The 15,538-nt window shown below is 74.1% G+C and carries 10 protein-coding genes; 3 read left to right on the top strand and 7 right to left on the bottom strand.

The genetic code is table 11. The features are described 5' to 3' along the window. The first annotated feature begins 133 nt into the window (after positions 1 to 133). On the top strand, positions 134 to 1,513 hold the full coding sequence (locus QMF98_RS16050) for an MFS transporter (protein WP_337973914.1): 1,380 nt from the start codon (positions 134 to 136) through the stop codon (positions 1,511 to 1,513). A gap of 173 nt (positions 1,514 to 1,686) precedes the next feature. On the opposite strand, the gene fdhA is transcribed toward QMF98_RS16050, so the two are convergent. The 4 genes from fdhA to QMF98_RS16030 form a co-directional block, all read right to left on the bottom strand. Continuing rightward, a complete protein-coding gene (gene fdhA, locus QMF98_RS16045) occupies positions 1,687 to 2,904 on the bottom strand; it encodes a formaldehyde dehydrogenase, glutathione-independent (RefSeq protein WP_337973913.1) in 1,218 nt (405 codons plus the stop codon). A gap of 388 nt (positions 2,905 to 3,292) precedes the next feature. Further along, positions 3,293 to 4,993, bottom strand: coding sequence for an HNH endonuclease signature motif containing protein (locus QMF98_RS16040; RefSeq protein WP_337973912.1), 1,701 nt, complete (start codon positions 4,991 to 4,993; stop codon positions 3,293 to 3,295). A 363-nt stretch (positions 4,994 to 5,356) separates the two neighbouring features. After that, complete coding sequence (locus QMF98_RS16035; protein ID WP_337973911.1) at positions 5,357 to 6,949, bottom strand: amino acid permease; 1,593 nt, start codon at positions 6,947 to 6,949, stop codon at positions 5,357 to 5,359. Between the two features lie 91 nt (positions 6,950 to 7,040). Further along, complete coding sequence (locus QMF98_RS16030; RefSeq protein WP_337973910.1) at positions 7,041 to 8,537, bottom strand: aspartate aminotransferase family protein; 1,497 nt, start codon at positions 8,535 to 8,537, stop codon at positions 7,041 to 7,043. A 236-nt stretch (positions 8,538 to 8,773) separates the two neighbouring features. Between QMF98_RS16030 and QMF98_RS16025 the strand changes: the two genes are divergently transcribed. Both QMF98_RS16025 and QMF98_RS16020 read left to right on the top strand, forming a co-directional pair. Beyond that, positions 8,774 to 9,817, top strand: a complete 1,044-nt coding sequence (locus QMF98_RS16025) for a phosphotransferase enzyme family protein (protein ID WP_337973909.1) — start codon at positions 8,774 to 8,776, stop codon at positions 9,815 to 9,817. A gap of 110 nt (positions 9,818 to 9,927) precedes the next feature. Further along, positions 9,928 to 10,569, top strand: coding sequence for an HAD family hydrolase (locus tag QMF98_RS16020; protein WP_337973908.1), 642 nt, complete (start codon positions 9,928 to 9,930; stop codon positions 10,567 to 10,569). 39 nt (positions 10,570 to 10,608) lie between these two features. On the opposite strand, the gene QMF98_RS16015 is transcribed toward QMF98_RS16020, so the two are convergent. The 3 genes from QMF98_RS16015 to QMF98_RS16005 form a co-directional block, all read right to left on the bottom strand. Next, positions 10,609 to 14,304 carry a TM0106 family RecB-like putative nuclease gene (locus QMF98_RS16015; protein WP_337975657.1) on the bottom strand — a complete coding sequence of 1,232 codons (3,696 nt, stop codon included), beginning with the start codon at positions 14,302 to 14,304 and terminating at the stop codon, positions 10,609 to 10,611. Between the two features lie 71 nt (positions 14,305 to 14,375). Beyond that, positions 14,376 to 14,699: an AzlD domain-containing protein gene (locus tag QMF98_RS16010; protein WP_291759840.1), complete on the bottom strand. Its 324-nt coding sequence runs from the start codon at positions 14,697 to 14,699 to the stop codon at positions 14,376 to 14,378. After that, positions 14,696 to 15,535: an AzlC family ABC transporter permease gene (locus QMF98_RS16005; RefSeq protein ID WP_337973907.1), complete on the bottom strand. Its 840-nt coding sequence runs from the start codon at positions 15,533 to 15,535 to the stop codon at positions 14,696 to 14,698. Before QMF98_RS16005 ends, QMF98_RS16010 begins: the two co-directional genes overlap by 4 nt. Positions 15,536 to 15,538 lie beyond the last annotated feature (3 nt).

Here is a 15,538-nt window from a genome sequence, read left to right as displayed (position 1 = left end):
TGCTCCGTCACCAGCCCGGACCACGGAGGCCATCCTGACCACCACGAAGCCCCAGCCCACGTCGGACGCGACCGTCGCACGCGGCGGCGGGGTCGGCTTCCGCTCGGAGCGCGGCCCGATCCTCATCGCGATCATGGTGACCACCGGCCTGGTGGCCATCGACGCGACAATCCTGGCCACGGCCGTGCCGACAATCGTCAAGGACCTCGGCGGGTTCACGTCGTTCCCGTGGCTGTTCTCGGTGTACCTGCTGACGCAGGCCGTCGCGGTGCCGATCTACTCCAAGCTGGCGGACACCGTCGGGCGCAAGCCGATCGTGCTGATCGGCGTGGGGCTGTTCCTGCTCGGGTCCGTGCTCAGCGGCTTCGCGTGGTCCATGCCGACGCTGATCCTGTTCCGCGCGATCCAGGGCCTCGGCGCCGGTGCCGTGCAGCCGATGGCGATCACCATCGCGGGTGACATCTACACCGTGGAGGAGCGCGCCAAGGCACAGGGGTACATCGCGTCGGTGTGGGCGCTGTCGTCCGTCGTCGGGCCGACGCTGGGCGGTGTGTTCAGCCAGTACGTGACCTGGCGGTGGATCTTCTTCGTCAACGTGCCGCTGTGCCTGGCGGCGGGGTGGCTGCTGGTGCGGCACCTGCACGAGCGCATCGAGCGGCGCCGGCACGCCATCGACTGGACCGGCGGCGCGCTGCTGACGGTTGCCTCGACCCTGCTGATCCTCGGGCTGCTCGAGGGCGGCAACGCCTGGGCGTGGGACGCGCCGCAGAGCATCGCCGCGTTCGGCGTCGGCGTGCTCGCGCTCGTGGGGTTCCTGCTGGTCGAGCGCCGGGCGGCCGAGCCGGTGCTGCCGTTGTGGGTGATGTCGCGACGGCTGCTGGGCACCACGGCGCTGATCGCGGTGGGTGTCGGCGTGGTGCTGATCGGGCTGACGTCGTACATCCCCAGCTACCTCGAGGCGCTGCTGCACGTGTCGCCGCTGACCAGCGGGCTCACGCTGGCGATGCTGACCATCGGCTGGCCGATCGCCGCGTCGCAGGCCGGGCGGCTGTACCTGCGCTTCGGGTTCCGCGCCACGGTGCTGCTCGGGTCCGTGGTGGTGGTGGGCGGCACCGCGGCGCTGGCGCTGACCGCCGGGCAGCCGTCCGTGGTGGTGGTGGGGCTGACGTGCTTCGTCGTCGGGCTCGGGCTGGGGCTCGTCGCGGCGCCGAGCCTGATCGCCGCGCAGTCGAGCGTCGGCTGGGGCGAGCGTGCGGTGGTCACGGGCGCGAACATGTTCGCCCGGTCGATGGGCAGCGCGGTGGGTGTGGCGGTGCTGGGCGCCCTGGTCAACGGGCTGATGCACGGTGCGGACGCCGGCGCGGACCCCGTCCGGTTCCGGGGGGCGGTGACGGCGGGGTTCGTCGGCGTCGCGGCGGTCGCCGTGGTGACGACGATCGCGGCGCTCGCGATGCCGCGGAACCGCGCCGACGTGCCGGTGCGTGGTGGCGAGGAGTCCGCGGCGGCGGCCTGACGTAGGCGGCGGCCTGACGTACGGCGGTGGCCTGAGGTACGGCGGTGGCCTGAGGTACGGCGGTGGCCTGAGGTGCGGCGGCGGCTGACGTACGGGGGGTGGCCTGACGTGCGGCGGCGGGGACGACCCGGCCGTCGGACCGTCCCCACCCAGCACCCTTCACTCGGCGCGCCTCACGCCGCCGGCACCATGCCGTGCGGGTCGATGACGTACTTGCGAGCCGCGCCCTTGTCGAACTCCTCGTAGCCCTTCGGGGCGTCGTCCAGGCTGATCGTCGTGGCGTTCACGGCCTTCGCGATGTGCGCCTTGTCCGCCAGGATCAGGTTCATCAGCAGCCGGTTGTAGCGCTTGACCGGGCACTGACCGGTGGTGAACGACAGGGACTTCGCCCAGCCGGTCCCCAGCTTCACGCCGATCTGACCGACCTTGGCGTTCTCGTCGACGGCACCCGGGTCGCCGGTGACGTACAGGCCGGGGATCCCGAGCGCCCCACCGGCACGTGCGACGGTCATGATGTCGTTCAGCACCGTCGCCGGTGCTTCTGCGGCGCCTGCGCCGTGCCCCTTGGCCTCGAACCCCACGGCGTCGACCGCGGCGTCGACCAGCGGCTCGCCGATGATCTGCTCGAGCATGTCGGGCAGCGCGTCGCCGGAGCTGAGGTCCACCGTCTCGCAGCCGAAGCTGCGGGCCTGCGCCAGGCGGTCGGCGTTCATGTCGCCGACGACCACCACGGAGGCCCCGAGCAGCTGCGCCGAGTAGGCGGCCGCCAGCCCGACGGGTCCGGCGCCGGCGACGTAGACCGTCGAGCCGGTGCGGGTGCCCGCGGTGTAGGCGCCGTGGTACCCGGTGGGGAAGATGTCCGACAGCATCGTCAGGTCGAGGATCTTGGCCAGCGCCTGGTCCCGGTCCGGGAACTTCAGCAGGTTGAAGTCGGCGTACGGCACCATGACGTACTCCGCCTGCCCGCCGAGCCACCCGCCCATGTCCACGTACCCGTAGGCGGCGCCGGGCCGGGCGGGGTTCACGTTGAGGCAGATGCCCGTCTTGCCCTCGTTGCACATGCGGCAACGGCCGCAGGCGATGTTGAACGGTACCGAGCAGATGTCGCCCGGCTTGACGAACAGCACGTCGTCGCCGACCTCCACCACCTCGCCGGTGATCTCGTGGCCCAGCGTCTGCCCGATCAGTGCCGTGGTGCGGCCGCGGACCATGTGCTGGTCGCTGCCGCAGATGTTGGTGGTGACCAGCTTGAGGATCGCGGCGTGCGGGGCGTCCTTCTTCACGCCGAGACCCTTCACGACGTCGTCCGGCAGCTCCAGCTTGGGGTAGTCGATCTGCTCCACTGCGACCTTGCCGGGGCCCTTGTAGACGACGACACGGTTTGTGGTCATGAGGTGCTTCCTTCGTTGCGTCGAGCCCGACCCGCGTGCACGCCGAGGGCCCGAGCCTTGCCGACGGCGTTGTGCGAGCACCGCGACGGCGTCGCCGGAGGACGGCGCGCAGCCGTTCCCGGCCCGTGACGACGACTTCCCGTCCCGCGTCGCTTCACGTGACCTGTGTCACAACTTCCATCAGCAGGCTAGGCGCCGGACGAGGGACGGCAACCGGGTGCAACGACGTGCACGGGATGCCGGTACGAGGTCGGGGCGTCGCGCGGCCGCGCCGGAATGGATGCGCGGGCGTGCAGCAGGGCGCTCCCGGGCGCACAGGGAACCGAGGTGGCGGGCTGGTAAGAGCGCAGGACGGCTAGACCGTAGGCCGGCTAGACGGGCGGGCCGGCTAGAACGAGGGCACCGCGGGGTACCCCGACGAGGTCCTCGTCAGTGGTGCACCGCTGGATGCCCCGCTCGCACGGACCGGCCTCCGTTCGTCGCCCTCCACCCGGGCCGGGGGCGGTGGCCACAGGGCGGTGGCTGGTCGGGTCCGGTACCGGCGGCCGGTCGGGGAGTGCCAGCGCAGCGTTCCACCGCCCTCGTGGACCACCCGCCAGCCGGTCTCGTGCTTGAGGCGGTGGTGCTTGCGACACAGCGTGGCCAGGTTGTCGAGACCGGTGGTGCCCCCGTCGGCCCACGCGGTGGAGTGGTCCACGTCGCAGCTCGCCGCCCGACGGCGGCAGCCGGGGAACCGGCACGTCCGGTCGCGGATCGCCACGGCACGGCGGAGGTCGGCGGGGACGGTGTAGCGGTCCCGGCCGACGGACAGCACCGTGCCGGTCTCCGGGTGGGTCAGCACTCGCGTGAACGTCGGCGCGTTGGCGCACAGGGTCCGGGCGGTCTCGAGATCGATCGGCCCGAACCCGTCCAGCTCGGCCGGCTCGTCCGAGTGGCCCAGCAGGGTCAGCACCGGCACGGTCAGCACCACCTGCGGTGCGATCGCGCGCACCCACGACGGGACCCCGGCACCGAACTCCTCGGTGCTGTCACCTGCTGCCCGGCAGGCCCCCACCTGCTCGTGGGGTTCGGCGTCGCGGTCCCGCGGGGTGCTGGCAAGGGTTCCCGGGCGGGTCCCCGCGCCCTCTTCGGACGCGGTGCCGTGCGACGCGGCGATGCTCTGCGGTCCGTCCCCGGTGTCGGTCGTCAGGAGGAGGTCGCACAGGACGTCTGCGCGGAGCTGGGGACGGGTGCGGGGTTCGTCCGGGCCGGTGAGCATTGCGGCCAGGTCGTCGAGGCGGTTCGCGATACCCGTCGCGGCGGCGGCCGGCAGCAGGGCCGTCAACCAGCAGAGGTCGGCGTCGGCGGGGGTCACGTCGACGAACCGGTCCGCGACGGCCCGGGCGGTCTGCTCGGCGGTGGTCGGTACGTGCCGCGCACGCCACCGACGGGCCGCGGAGCGCAGCTGCGGAGCGGTCAGCCGAGCGGCCCGGTCGGCCAGTGCCGCGTCCGCGCGGGCCAGCACGTCGGGGTCGGTCACCCCGTGGAAGACGTCCAGCACCCCGTCCACGTGCGCACCCGACACCAGCCCTGCGGTGTGCGCGGCGTGCAGGTGGGGAAGGGCCGCGAGCATGGTGATCCGCGTCAACCGGCGCGCCAAGGTGCCCTCGGCCACGTGCAACGTCGCGGCGAGCTCCGCGAGCATCCCGCGTGCACCCCACTCCCGACGACGGCGCGCGTCGCGGTCCGCGCACCGCGCCGCGAGCTCGGACGCACCCCACACGTACGCCGCGGCGAGGCGGGTGTCGAAGCGGGCTGCCGCCGCGGTCACGGCCCGCGCCTGCTCCGCCAGCCCCGCGAGCTCCACCGCCACCGGATCGCACGAGTCGTCCGCCACCAGGTCCCCGGGGAAGGGCGGCAGCTGTCCCGGCCACAGACTCGTCGTCGGAACCGGAACCGGCACTGTGGTCGGAAGCGGCACCGGCACGAGCCCGGGCTCCGGCAGCGGCTCGGGTCCCGTGACCGTCGCCGGCAGCGGCTCGGGTCCCGTGACCGTCGCCGGCAACAGCTCGGGCAGCGGCAGCGGGGCGACGAGTCGCCCGTCCCTCACCGCTACCAGCTCCATGAGCCCATCCCACCACCGACCACTGACACGCACCGGCACGCGAAAACCAGGCCTGAACTGCGCTGATGTCCACAGGCGTCACCCTGTGGGCGGCTCGCCGACCGACGCATGGCCGACGGGAACGTCGCCGTGACCAGACCGGAACGTCGCGACGACGAGGCGGGTGCGTCGCGACGACGAGGCGGGTGCGTCCCCACGACGAGGCGGGTGCGTCGCCACGACGAGGCGGGTGCGTCGCCACGACCAGACGCGAACGTCGCCACGACCAGACCGGTACGTCGCCGCCAGCGCCCTCGTCGCGCGCCGTCGGCAGGCCATCCATCCCTCGCGACCACGTGACAGAACTGGCTACACCACCGCGGGTTCGGGCTCGTCGTCGGGCGCGGCCTCATCGGCGGCCGCCGCCACCGCCCCGGCCCCCGCCGTCGTCGTCCCGTCCGCCGCCCCCGCGCGCAGCCCGCCCGCCAGCGCGTACTCCTCCTCGGGCGACAGCACCAGCCGCGTGCGCCCCCACAGCGCGAACGCACCTAGCCCGACGACGAACACCACCGCGATCGCCACGATCGCCGACCGGTAGTCGCGGTTGAGCATCACGCCGACGAAGATCGCGGCACTCATCAGACCGGCCACCACGGCGCCCGGGATGCCGACCGGGCTGCGGTAGGGCCGCGCCGCCCCGGGGAACCGCACCCGCAGCAGCACGTACGACGTCATCTGCAGCAGGTAGCTGATCACCGCACCCCACACGGCGATGTTCAGCACGATCGGCCCCGCGGCGGAGATGCCGTACTGCACCAGCACCAGCGAGACGAACCCGACCACCGCGCCGACCAGCAGCGCCACCCACGGCGTGCGGCGTGCACCGGTCAGCGACAGCACCTTGGGGTAGTAGCCGGCACGGGACAGCGAGTAGATGTTCCGGCCGTAGGCGAACATGATCCCCTGCGTCGACGCCAGCAGCCCCACCAGGGCGAACGCCGAGAGGATGGCGGCCACGTTGCCGGTCGGCAGCATGGCGCGGAACCCGTCGAGCAGCGGCTCCGCCGACGTGCCCAGGGCGTTCGCACCTGTGACGGCCGGGTTGAGCACGACGACGACGAGCGCGGAGACGATGAGCGTCCCCAACCCCCACAGCCCCGCCCGCGGGATGTCCCGGCTGGGCGTGTGCGACTCCTCGGCGGCCAGCGGCAGCTCCTCGATGCCGAGGAACAGCCACATGGCGAACGGCAGCGCGAAGAACACCGGCGTCAGGCCGTGCGGCAGGAACGTCGACTGGCCGGCGTCGGGCGTGATGTCGAGCAGCGAGCCGAGGCTCAGGTGCGACGAGAACGCCGCCATCACGCCGAACACCACCAGCACCGCGAGGGAGATGATCGAGACGACGATCGCGAACTTGAAGCTGGTCTCCGCTCCGGCGGCGTTCAGCGCCAGGAAGGCGCCGTACAGGATCGCCCACCACACCCACACGGGCAGCGACAGGCCGAACAGGTCCTGCGTGATCTGGTCGGCGTACCCGGCCGAGAAGTAGACGACCACCGCCGTGGTCATCACGTACTCCACCGTCTCCGCCAGGCCGGTGACGAACCCGCCCCACGGACCCATCGCGGCACGGGCGAACGAGTACGCGCCGCCGGTGTGCGGCATCGCGGCGCTCATCTCCCCGATGCTGAACAGCATCGCGCCGTACATGACGGCGACCAGCACGGCGGCGAGCATGAACCCGCCCCAGCCGGCCTGGCCGATGCCGAAGTTCCACCCGGAGAAGTCCCCGGAGACGACGGCCGCGATGGCGATGCCCCACAGCCCCCAGAACCCGGCGCTGCGCTGCAGCTGCCGCTTGTCGAAGTAGCCGGCGTCCGCCCGGGCGTAGGTCACTCCCGAGACGGTGGTGCCGCCCGCGGCGGCATCGGTCCCGGTGTCGGTGGTGCTGGTGATGGCCATCTGTCCTCCCGGTTCGGTGAGCTACAGGGACGTGCGGTGCAGCGACATGCGACGCAGCGACGTGCAGTCCAGCGACGTGCGCTGCGCGTGGTCAGTGCCGTGCGGGCCGGTGCTCCACCTCCGTCAGCACCTCGTCCAGCTCGGTGCACAGCCGGTCGACGTCGTCGTCGTCGAACACCAGCGGAGGCCGCAGCTTCAGCACGTTGCCGGGCCCGCACACGCTGGTGAGCACGTACCGGTCGCGCAGCCCCTCGACCACGTCGAGCGCCGTGGCGGTGTCCGGCGCCCGCGTCACCGGGTCCTGCACCAGGTCCACGCCGATGTACAGCCCGGCCCCGCGCACGTCGCCGACGCTCGGGTGGTCGGCCGCCAGGTGCCGCAGCTCGGTCAGCAGGCGCGCGCCGACGGTCGCGGCATGCCGCTGCAGCCCCTCGTCGTGGATCACGTCCAGCACCGCCTGTGCCGCGGCCATCGCCACGGGGTTGCCGCCGAAGGTGTTGAAGTACGGGATCTGCTCGCCGAACGGTGCGAGCACCTCGCTCCGTGCCGCCAGCGCCGACATGGGGATGCCGTTGGCCATCGGCTTGCCCGTCGTCACCAGGTCCGGCACAACCCCGTGGCGGTCGAACCCCCAGAACGCCTCGCCGGTCCGGGCGAACCCCGGCTGCACCTCGTCGGCGATCCACACGCCCCCGGCCTGGTGCACCGCCTCGACGACCGGCCGCAGGTACCCGGCCGGGTCGGGGTGCACGCCGTCGGAGCTGAAGATCGAGTCGGCCAGGAACGCCGCGAACCGGATGCCGTGCCGCTCCAGGTCGGCGATCTGCGTCCGCACCTGGTCGGCCATCCAGCGGCCCAGCGCCGCGGGGTCGCCGGGGTCGCCCACCCGCACCCGGTACAGGTCCGGCGCCGGCACCACGCGCACGTCGGTGCCCAGCGGCTGCGCCGTGCCGAGCGCCGGCGACATCCCCGAGGTCAGCGCCGTGTTCCCGTGGTACGCCTCCGCGGTGACGACCACGCCGGTCCCGCCGGTGGCGGTCTGCGCCACTCGGACGGCCAGGTCGTTGGCCTCCGAGCCGGTGCAGCAGAACATCACCCGGTCGATCTGCTCGGGCAGGAGCGCCAGCAGCTGCTCCCCGTAGCCGACGATCCCGTCGTGCAGGTACCGCGTGTGCGTGTTCAGCGTCGCGGCCTGCTCGGCGATCGCCGCCGCCACCCGCGGATGGGCGTGCCCGACGGACGCCACGTTGTTGTAGACGTCCAGGTAGTCCGCCCCGTCGGCGTCCACCAGGTGCGCGCCGTGCCCGGACACCAGGTGCACCGGCCGCCGGTAGAACAGCCGGTACGACGGCCCGAGCACGTCCTGCCGACGCGCCACCAGCTGTGCCGTCCGGGGCGACAGCGGCACCCCGGAGTCCGCTCGGTAGGCGTTGGTGTCCATGATCGTCGAGCGCGTGGCCACGGCCGTGGTCCTCTCGGGCATGCCGACGGGCGCACCGCCGAGGCCGAGCGCGGGCTCGTGCGGTGCGACGGTGCGGCGTTCGTCGGGCAGGGGAGCCGCCCGGCCCGCCTCTGCTGACGAGGTCATCCTGTGCTCGTCGTGCGCACGTCCTGATACCTGCGCGTAAGGACTGCGTTAACGCACGGCCGCCCGATGTAAATGGCCGGTCAACGCCGTGCCCGGTCGTTACAACATCGTGAACTCTGGCCGCGGCCCCTGGCGCCGCAGCACGCCGCGGGCCGAGGATGGCGGCGCCGCCCGGCCCGCCTCTCCCGCCCGGCCGCCGCCTCCAGGCGTGCGGTCCCGCCGTTCAGGGGCAGACGATGACCGACCAGATCCTGCGCAGCGCACCGACCCTCGCCGTGTTCGACGAGCTGTCGAAGGGAGCGCCCGCGCCGTCGTGGCTGCGCGACGGCGTGCTCGAGGCCTGGGGATTCGCGGCCGACTCGACGGTCACGCTGATCACCGTCTCGGAGAACGCGACGTTCCTGGTCCGGGAGCACGGCGAACCCGTCGCCGTCACCCGGGTGGCCCGGCCCGGCTACATGGGCGACGCCCTGGCGTTCGAGTCCGAGCTCGCGTGGGTCGCCGCGCTCGCCGCCGCCCGCGTGGCGCGAGTCCCCACCGGCCTGACGACGGCCGCCGGCACCTACGTCGCCACCGTCCGGGACGACGACGGCACGCCGTGGACCTGCGTGTCCTTCGCCTTCATCGAGGGCGACGTGCTGGAGGACGCCGCCGACCCGGTGCCCTTCTACGCAGAGATCGGCGGCACCACGGCGCTGCTGCACGAGCACGCCTCGCGCTGGCGGCCGCCGACGCCGTTCCGGCGGCACGCGTGGACGCTGCGGGACATGCTCGGCGAGACCGCCCGGTGGGGCCGCTGGGAGGACGCGCCGCTGACCCCCGGTGAGGTCGCGCTGCTGGACCGGGCGCAGGCCGCGGCGCTCGACGCGCTGGCCGACGTCCGCGTCGGCGGCCCCGACTGGGGCCTGATCCACGCCGACCTCCGGCCGTCCAACGTCATGACGGACGGGTACAGCCTCACGGTGATCGACTTCGACGACTGCGGCTACGGCTGGTTCGGGTACGACTTCGCCGCGTCCCTGACCTTCCTCGAGCACGTCCCCTACGCCCGCGCGATGGCGGCCGAGTGGCTCGCCGGCTACCAGCAGGTCCGCCCCCTGACCACGCAGCAGCTGAACCGGGCCTGCGCCTTCTCGATGGTGCGCCGGCTCCAGATGCTCGGGTGGACCACCACCCACCGTGCCGATGCGCTGCCCGCCGACCTGTGGGCGGAGCAGACCTCCGGAACGGTGGAGGTGGCGGCCCGCTACCTGAAGCGCCGGACGTGGCTGATCTCCTGAGCGGGCCTGGGTCTGGGTCTGGGCCGGGTCCGGGACCTGGACCGCGGGGCGCCGCGGCCGGCGCCGCGGCGGGTCGGGCGCTGCCGTGGGACGACGAACGGCCGGCCGCGGTGCTGTTCGACCTGGACGGCACCCTGATCGACTCCGAGCCGATGTGGTCGGCGGCCGTCGGCACCCTGGTGCGCGAGCACGGCCATCCGTGGCACCCGGTGGACGACGCGGCGATCGTCGGCTGGTCCGTCCCGGCCCTGGTGGCCGAGGTGCTGCGCCGCGGTGTGCCGCTCACGGAGGCCGAGGTGGTGGCGCGGCTGCACCGCGACGTCGGTGGCGTGCTGCGCCGTGGCATGCCGTGGCGACCGGGCGCCCGGCACCTGCTGGCGGCGCTGCACCACTCCAGCATCCCGTTGGCGCTGGTGTCCGCCACCCACTCTGTGGTGGTCGACGCCGTGGTGGCGTCTGCTCCCGCCGACGTGTTCACCGCGGTGGTCAGCGGCGACGGGCCCGGCCGGCCCAAACCGTCGCCGGATCCGTACCTGCACGCTGCCGAGGCGCTGGCGGTCGATCCCCGCCGTTGCATCGCGGTCGAGGACTCGCCGACCGGCGTCCGGGCCGCGCTCGCAGCGGGGACGTCGACGGTGGCGATGGACCCGACCGTCGAGCTGCCGGCCGACCTGGTGGCCCACCCGCGCCTGCGCCGCGTGGACGGCCTCGATGCGGTCGGCCGCCTGGTGCTCGGTGTGCACGCCTGGTGACGGCCCTGGTCACGGCCCTGGTCACGGCCCTGGTGCCGGCTAGAAGGCGACCTGCACCACCGACCGCTCGAGGTGCACCACATGGCTGGTGCTCAGGGCGATGAACGCCCCGAGCTCCGCGAGCTGCGCCGGCCGGCCAGGGAGGTAGTCGGTCAGCGCGGTCGAGCGGACCACGAACGAGCACCACTGCCCGCGGGACACCGCGACGTTGAGCCGGTTCCGGTTGAGCAGGAACCCCATGCCCCGGCGCACGTCGACCGGTGACGACGCAGCCGTGGTGAGGATCGCGACCGGCGCCTGCCGTCCCTGGAACTTGTCGACGGTGCCGACGGGTACGCCGTGCAGCCCGGCCTCGGCCAGCGCCTGGTTCACCGCCGACACCTGCGCGTTGTACGCGGCCACCACCAGCACGTCCTCCGGCCGCAGCGGTCGGCCGGTCGATGCGTCGGCGTCGCCCGGGTCGGTCCACCACCGGCCCACCAGGTCGTGCACCAGGTCGGCGACAACCGCCGCCTCCGCCGCCGACCGCACCGCGTTGCCGCCGTGCTCGACCAGCAGCCCGTGCACCCCCGGCTCCACGCCGGACAGCGACCGCCGCGACGCCGCCGGTGCCGACCGCAGCCGGTCGTCGTAGGACAGCCTCGACACCGCGGCGCACAGCGCCGGGTGCATCCGCCACGTGTCGGCGAGGAAGTACCCGTACCGCTCGGGCAGCGTGGCGGCCCCGTCCATCAGCCAGCCGAGCGCGGAGTGGTCCACCGGTTCCGGGTGGGTCCCCTGGCTGACCTGCGGCAGCTGCTGCGGGTCCCCGAGCAGCAGCAGGCGCCGCGCCGCACCGGCCACCGCGAACGTGTTCGCCAGGCTGAACTGGCCCGCCTCGTCCACCACCAGCAGGTCGAGGGGCTCGTCCGGCAAGCGGTTCGGGTTGGTGAACGTCCACGCGGTGCCTCCCAGCACCCACCCGGAACCGCCGTGCCCGTCCTCGAACGCGGCGATCGCCGCATCGGTGCGCAGCCACGTCCAGGGCGCCTGGGGATCCGGCCCGCCGTGCGCCACCATCTGCTCGGTCGACGGCTGCTTGCCGATCGCGGCCGGGTCCACGCCGGCGGCGGCGACGCACCGCAGCAGGTTCTCGACCACGGCGTGGGACTGCGCCACCACACCGACCCGCCAGCCCTCGGCGACCAGGTCGGCGATCACCTGGGCGCCGGTGTGCGTCTTGCCCGTGCCGGGCGGTCCTTGCACCGCCAGGTACGACGAGCCGAGCTGGTGCAGCGCCTTGACCAGGGTGTTCGGCAGGTCGTCCGGACCCTCGGCCCGCGGCAGCACCAGATCACGCCGACCCTGGTCCTGGGGAGCCCGCCGGCGGGCGAGATCCGTCGCGGCGCCGTCGGGCAGCCCGGGCAGACTGTCCGCCACCTGCTCCGCGAGGCTCCGCACGGCGTCCCGCAAGGGGCCCGTCCCCGGTCCCGGCGCCGGCACCAGCGCCATCGGCAGCTCGTCGAACGGTGCCTCCTGCTTGCCGAGCCGCTCCTCCACCAGCAGCACGTCGTGCCCGTCCTGCGGCGCCACCTCCAGCACCAGCAGCTGCGTGCGCCAGCCGCGCGACCCGTCCACGGACCCGTGCGCGCCCACCGGCGCCGGCGGGTCGTACAGCCCGTACACCGCCGACCCCGGACGGAGCTCGCTGCCGGGCTCCAGCCGTCCGGTCATCGACAGCCGCCGCCGGGGCAGCTGACGCCCCACCGACATCCAGCGCTGCTGCACCTCCACGGCCTCGGCCACGAAGGTGTTCCGGCGGTCCGTCCAGTCCGCCGGCTCGCTGCTGAGCCGGTCGAAGTGCGCCCACCAGAACGGCAGCTCCTCCCGTCGGTGGTACCGCAACGCCGCTGCGACCAGGGCGATCGCCTGCCGGTCGGGTTCGCGCGCGACACCCTCGCCGGGCCCCGGCCCGGCGGCGTCCATCAGCCGCTGCTCGAGCGCGGTCAGCGCTGCATCGGCCGACGCCTTCTCGTCGTCCGCCGCGGCTCCGACGCCTTCGCCGCCCCCCACCAGCCTCGCGCCCACCGCCTCGGCGCCGGCGGGCCCGGTCACCACGGCCCGTGCCGGTCCCCGCCCCGCGGCCGCGAGGTGCGCCAGCAGCCAGTCCCGCAGGCCGAGTGTCGACAGGCAGTCGTACTCGTTGTACCGGCCGATCTCCTCGACCCGCGCCCGCCACTCGTCCAGCCGCCCGGCGTCCCGCGCCGCCACCGCTTCGGCGTACTCGACGATCGAGGCCGCCGCGGTGGTCACCTCGCCCGTGCGGTGCTCCGGCATGTAGAGCGGCTCGAGCTGTTTGAGGGAGTACGACGGCTGCCCCGTCCGCACGCCGGCGCGCACGGAGGCGTACAGGTCCACCAGCACGCCCTCGCGCAGCAGCGCGTCGACCACCGCCTCGCCGACGCCGTGCCGACCGGCCAGCCGCAGCAGAGCGACTCGCTCGTAGGGCGCGTAGTGGTAGACGTGCATCCCGGGGTGCTGGGCGCGCCGTCGACCCAGGTAGTCCAGGAACGCGACCAGCGCCTCCCGCTCCTCGGCACGGCTGTGCGCCCAGAACGGTCGGAACACCGGCTCGGCCCCGGGCTCGGACGGCAGCTCCACGACGCCGAACAGGTACTCCAGGCCCCACGCGTCCGAGCCGGCGGCCGCCGCGTCGTACCAGAGGGGGTCGCCCTCGAAGTCGAAGAAGATGTCGCCGGGGTCCGGCGGCGGCAGCGTCGCCGCGACCGCGTCCGCGTCGGCCAGCGTGACGGCGATGCCGCGCTCCAGCCCGGCACCCTCCGGCAGGCCGGTGCCCACCGTCCCGTGCTCCTGCGCCACCTGCAGCCGCGCCTGCAGCCGCAGCCGACGCACGCTGCCGTCGGACATGCCGGGCACGGGCCCGTCGCCGGCCGCCAGCTCGTCGATGGTCCGGACGCCGGCAGCCCGCAGCTTCTCCCGCTGACCGGCGAACACCCCGGCCACCAGCAGCAGGTCCCGTGCCGCAGCGGCCTCCGGCGCGCACACGTCGCACCGTCCGCACGCGTGGAACCGTTCGTCGCCCCACATCACCGGCCGGTCGCCGAGCCGGTGACCGTCGAGCAGCGCCTGCAGCCGAGCCCGCCGCTGCCGGTACACCGGCACCACGTCCGCCAGCCGGTGCTCGGTCGACGAGCCGTCCCCGAGCACCAGCCGCACGGTCGGCGCCAGCGGCATACCGGACCGCTCGAGCTGGTCGGCGTAGGCCGCCAGCTGCAGGACGGCCACCACGGCGGCGTTGCGCGCGAGCTTGGCGTCCACCACCTGCCAGCCGTCGGCCGTCCGCACCAGGAAGTCGGCCCAGCCGACGAACCTCCCGTCGAAGAACCCCGCCTGGTACAGCACGTCCGGGCCGTCCCGGAGCAGCTCCACCGTGCGGGCGTGGCCGGCGACGAGCGCGTCGCGCACGTCGTAGCGCTCCGGTCGCGCTAGCTGCGCGACCCCGCCCGACCCGCCAGGTGACCAGACGCCGTGCTCCCGCACCAGCGACCGCAGCACCCGCTGCTCGTGCTCCCCGCCCAGCCGGGCCACCCGCTCGAGCATCACGTCGGCCGCGGCGCGCACCGGGGCCCCTCGCCCCAGCAGCCCGTCGAGGGTCCGCAGCACTGCGAACTCGCACGCCGCCGCCGCCGAGAGGTCGGACGCCGAGAACGCCAGCGTGCCGTCGTCGAGCACCATCACGCCTCGCACGCTATGCCGGACCACCCACACGCCTCGCGAGCGCTTGGTCCCGATCGCAGGTCTTCAGGTCAGGGCATGCCGAGCAGCCGCAGCACGGCGGTGGTGCCGGCGGCCGCGACGACGACCAGGACGAAGGACGCCCGCCGCCACGCCAGCACGGCGCCGACCGCCACGCCGATCACCCGGGACGGCCCGGCGAAGGCGTGCCCGTCGAAGAACGTCGCGACGACGACGAGCGCCGTGAGCAGCACCACCGCCGAGTCGGCCATCAGCTGCTCCACCGCCTCCGGGATCCGCAGGCGCTCGCCGAGCCACGGCCCCGCCGCTCGGAACGCGTAGGTCGCGGCGCCGACGGCCACCGCGACGCCGATCAGCGTCCCGTGCGCGATCACGACGAGCCTCCCAGGGCATCGTCGTCGGCCGCGGAACCCGGCGCCGTCGGCCCCGCGGTCGCGGGTCCGTCCGTCGTGGTCTCCGTCGTCGGCCGCCCCGCCGCATCGAGTCCCGCGGTCCTCGCCCGTCCCCGCGCCGCCAGCCCTGCGAGCGCCAGCAGCACCGGCAGCCCCGCCGGCAGCAGCGGCGTGCTCGCCACAGCGACACCGGCGCCCACCACGGCCGCCCGCCGCGTGCGCCGCTGCCGCAGCGACGGCATCACCAGCGCCAGCAGCACCGCCGGGAACGCCGCGTCGAGGCCGAGGGCCGAGGTGTCGGTCAGCGCGCTGCCGCCCAGGGCGCCGAGCCCGACGCCGACGTTCCAGAACACGAACAGCAGCGACCCGCACAGCCAGAACGCCGCCCGCCGCCGGGCTGGGGTCGGCTGGGCGAGGGCCCAGGCGACCGACTCGTCGATCATCACGTGCGTGCCGACCAGCCGGCGCAGCAGTCCGGACCCGACGGCGTCGCGCACCGCGAACCCGAACGGGATGTGCCGTGCGTTGACCAGGATCGCGGCCGCCGCCGCGGCGACCGGGCTGCCGCCGGCGGCCAGCACGCCGACCACCAGGAACTGCCCGGCTCCGGCGAACACCACCACCGACAGCAGGGTCGGGTACCACCACGGCATGCCGGCGGCGACGGTGATCGCGCCGAACGAGGCGCCGACCAGGCCGTCCGCCACGCAGAGCAGCAGGATGTCGCGCACCTGCGCCCGGCCGAGCGTCCGGACGGCGCCGCGCAGCGGGTGGCCGGCGGGCTCGTCGGGCACCTCGACGGGCGCGTCCTGGGTCATGGC

It is taken from the genome of Cellulomonas sp. NTE-D12 (assembly GCF_027923705.1).
In the GTDB taxonomy this organism is placed as follows: domain Bacteria; phylum Actinomycetota; class Actinomycetes; order Actinomycetales; family Cellulomonadaceae; genus Cellulomonas.
The sequence above is the reverse complement of the archived record's forward strand: the minus strand, read 5'-3'. Positions and strand labels throughout refer to the sequence as shown.

Coding starts and splice junctions, on each gene's coding strand:
- QMF98_RS16050 (WP_337973914.1), top strand. CDS start 134: ATGGTGACCACCGGCCTGGTGGCCATCGACGCGACAATCCTGGCCACG.
- QMF98_RS16005 (WP_337973907.1), bottom strand. CDS start 15,535: ATGACCCAGGACGCGCCCGTCGAGGTGCCCGACGAGCCCGCCGGCCAC.
- fdhA (WP_337973913.1), bottom strand. CDS start 2,904: ATGACCACAAACCGTGTCGTCGTCTACAAGGGCCCCGGCAAGGTCGCA.
- QMF98_RS16030 (WP_337973910.1), bottom strand. CDS start 8,537: ATGACCTCGTCAGCAGAGGCGGGCCGGGCGGCTCCCCTGCCCGACGAA.
- QMF98_RS16015 (WP_337975657.1), bottom strand. CDS start 14,304: ATGGTGCTCGACGACGGCACGCTGGCGTTCTCGGCGTCCGACCTCTCG.
- QMF98_RS16025 (WP_337973909.1), top strand. CDS start 8,774: ATGACCGACCAGATCCTGCGCAGCGCACCGACCCTCGCCGTGTTCGAC.
- QMF98_RS16035 (WP_337973911.1), bottom strand. CDS start 6,949: ATGGCCATCACCAGCACCACCGACACCGGGACCGATGCCGCCGCGGGC.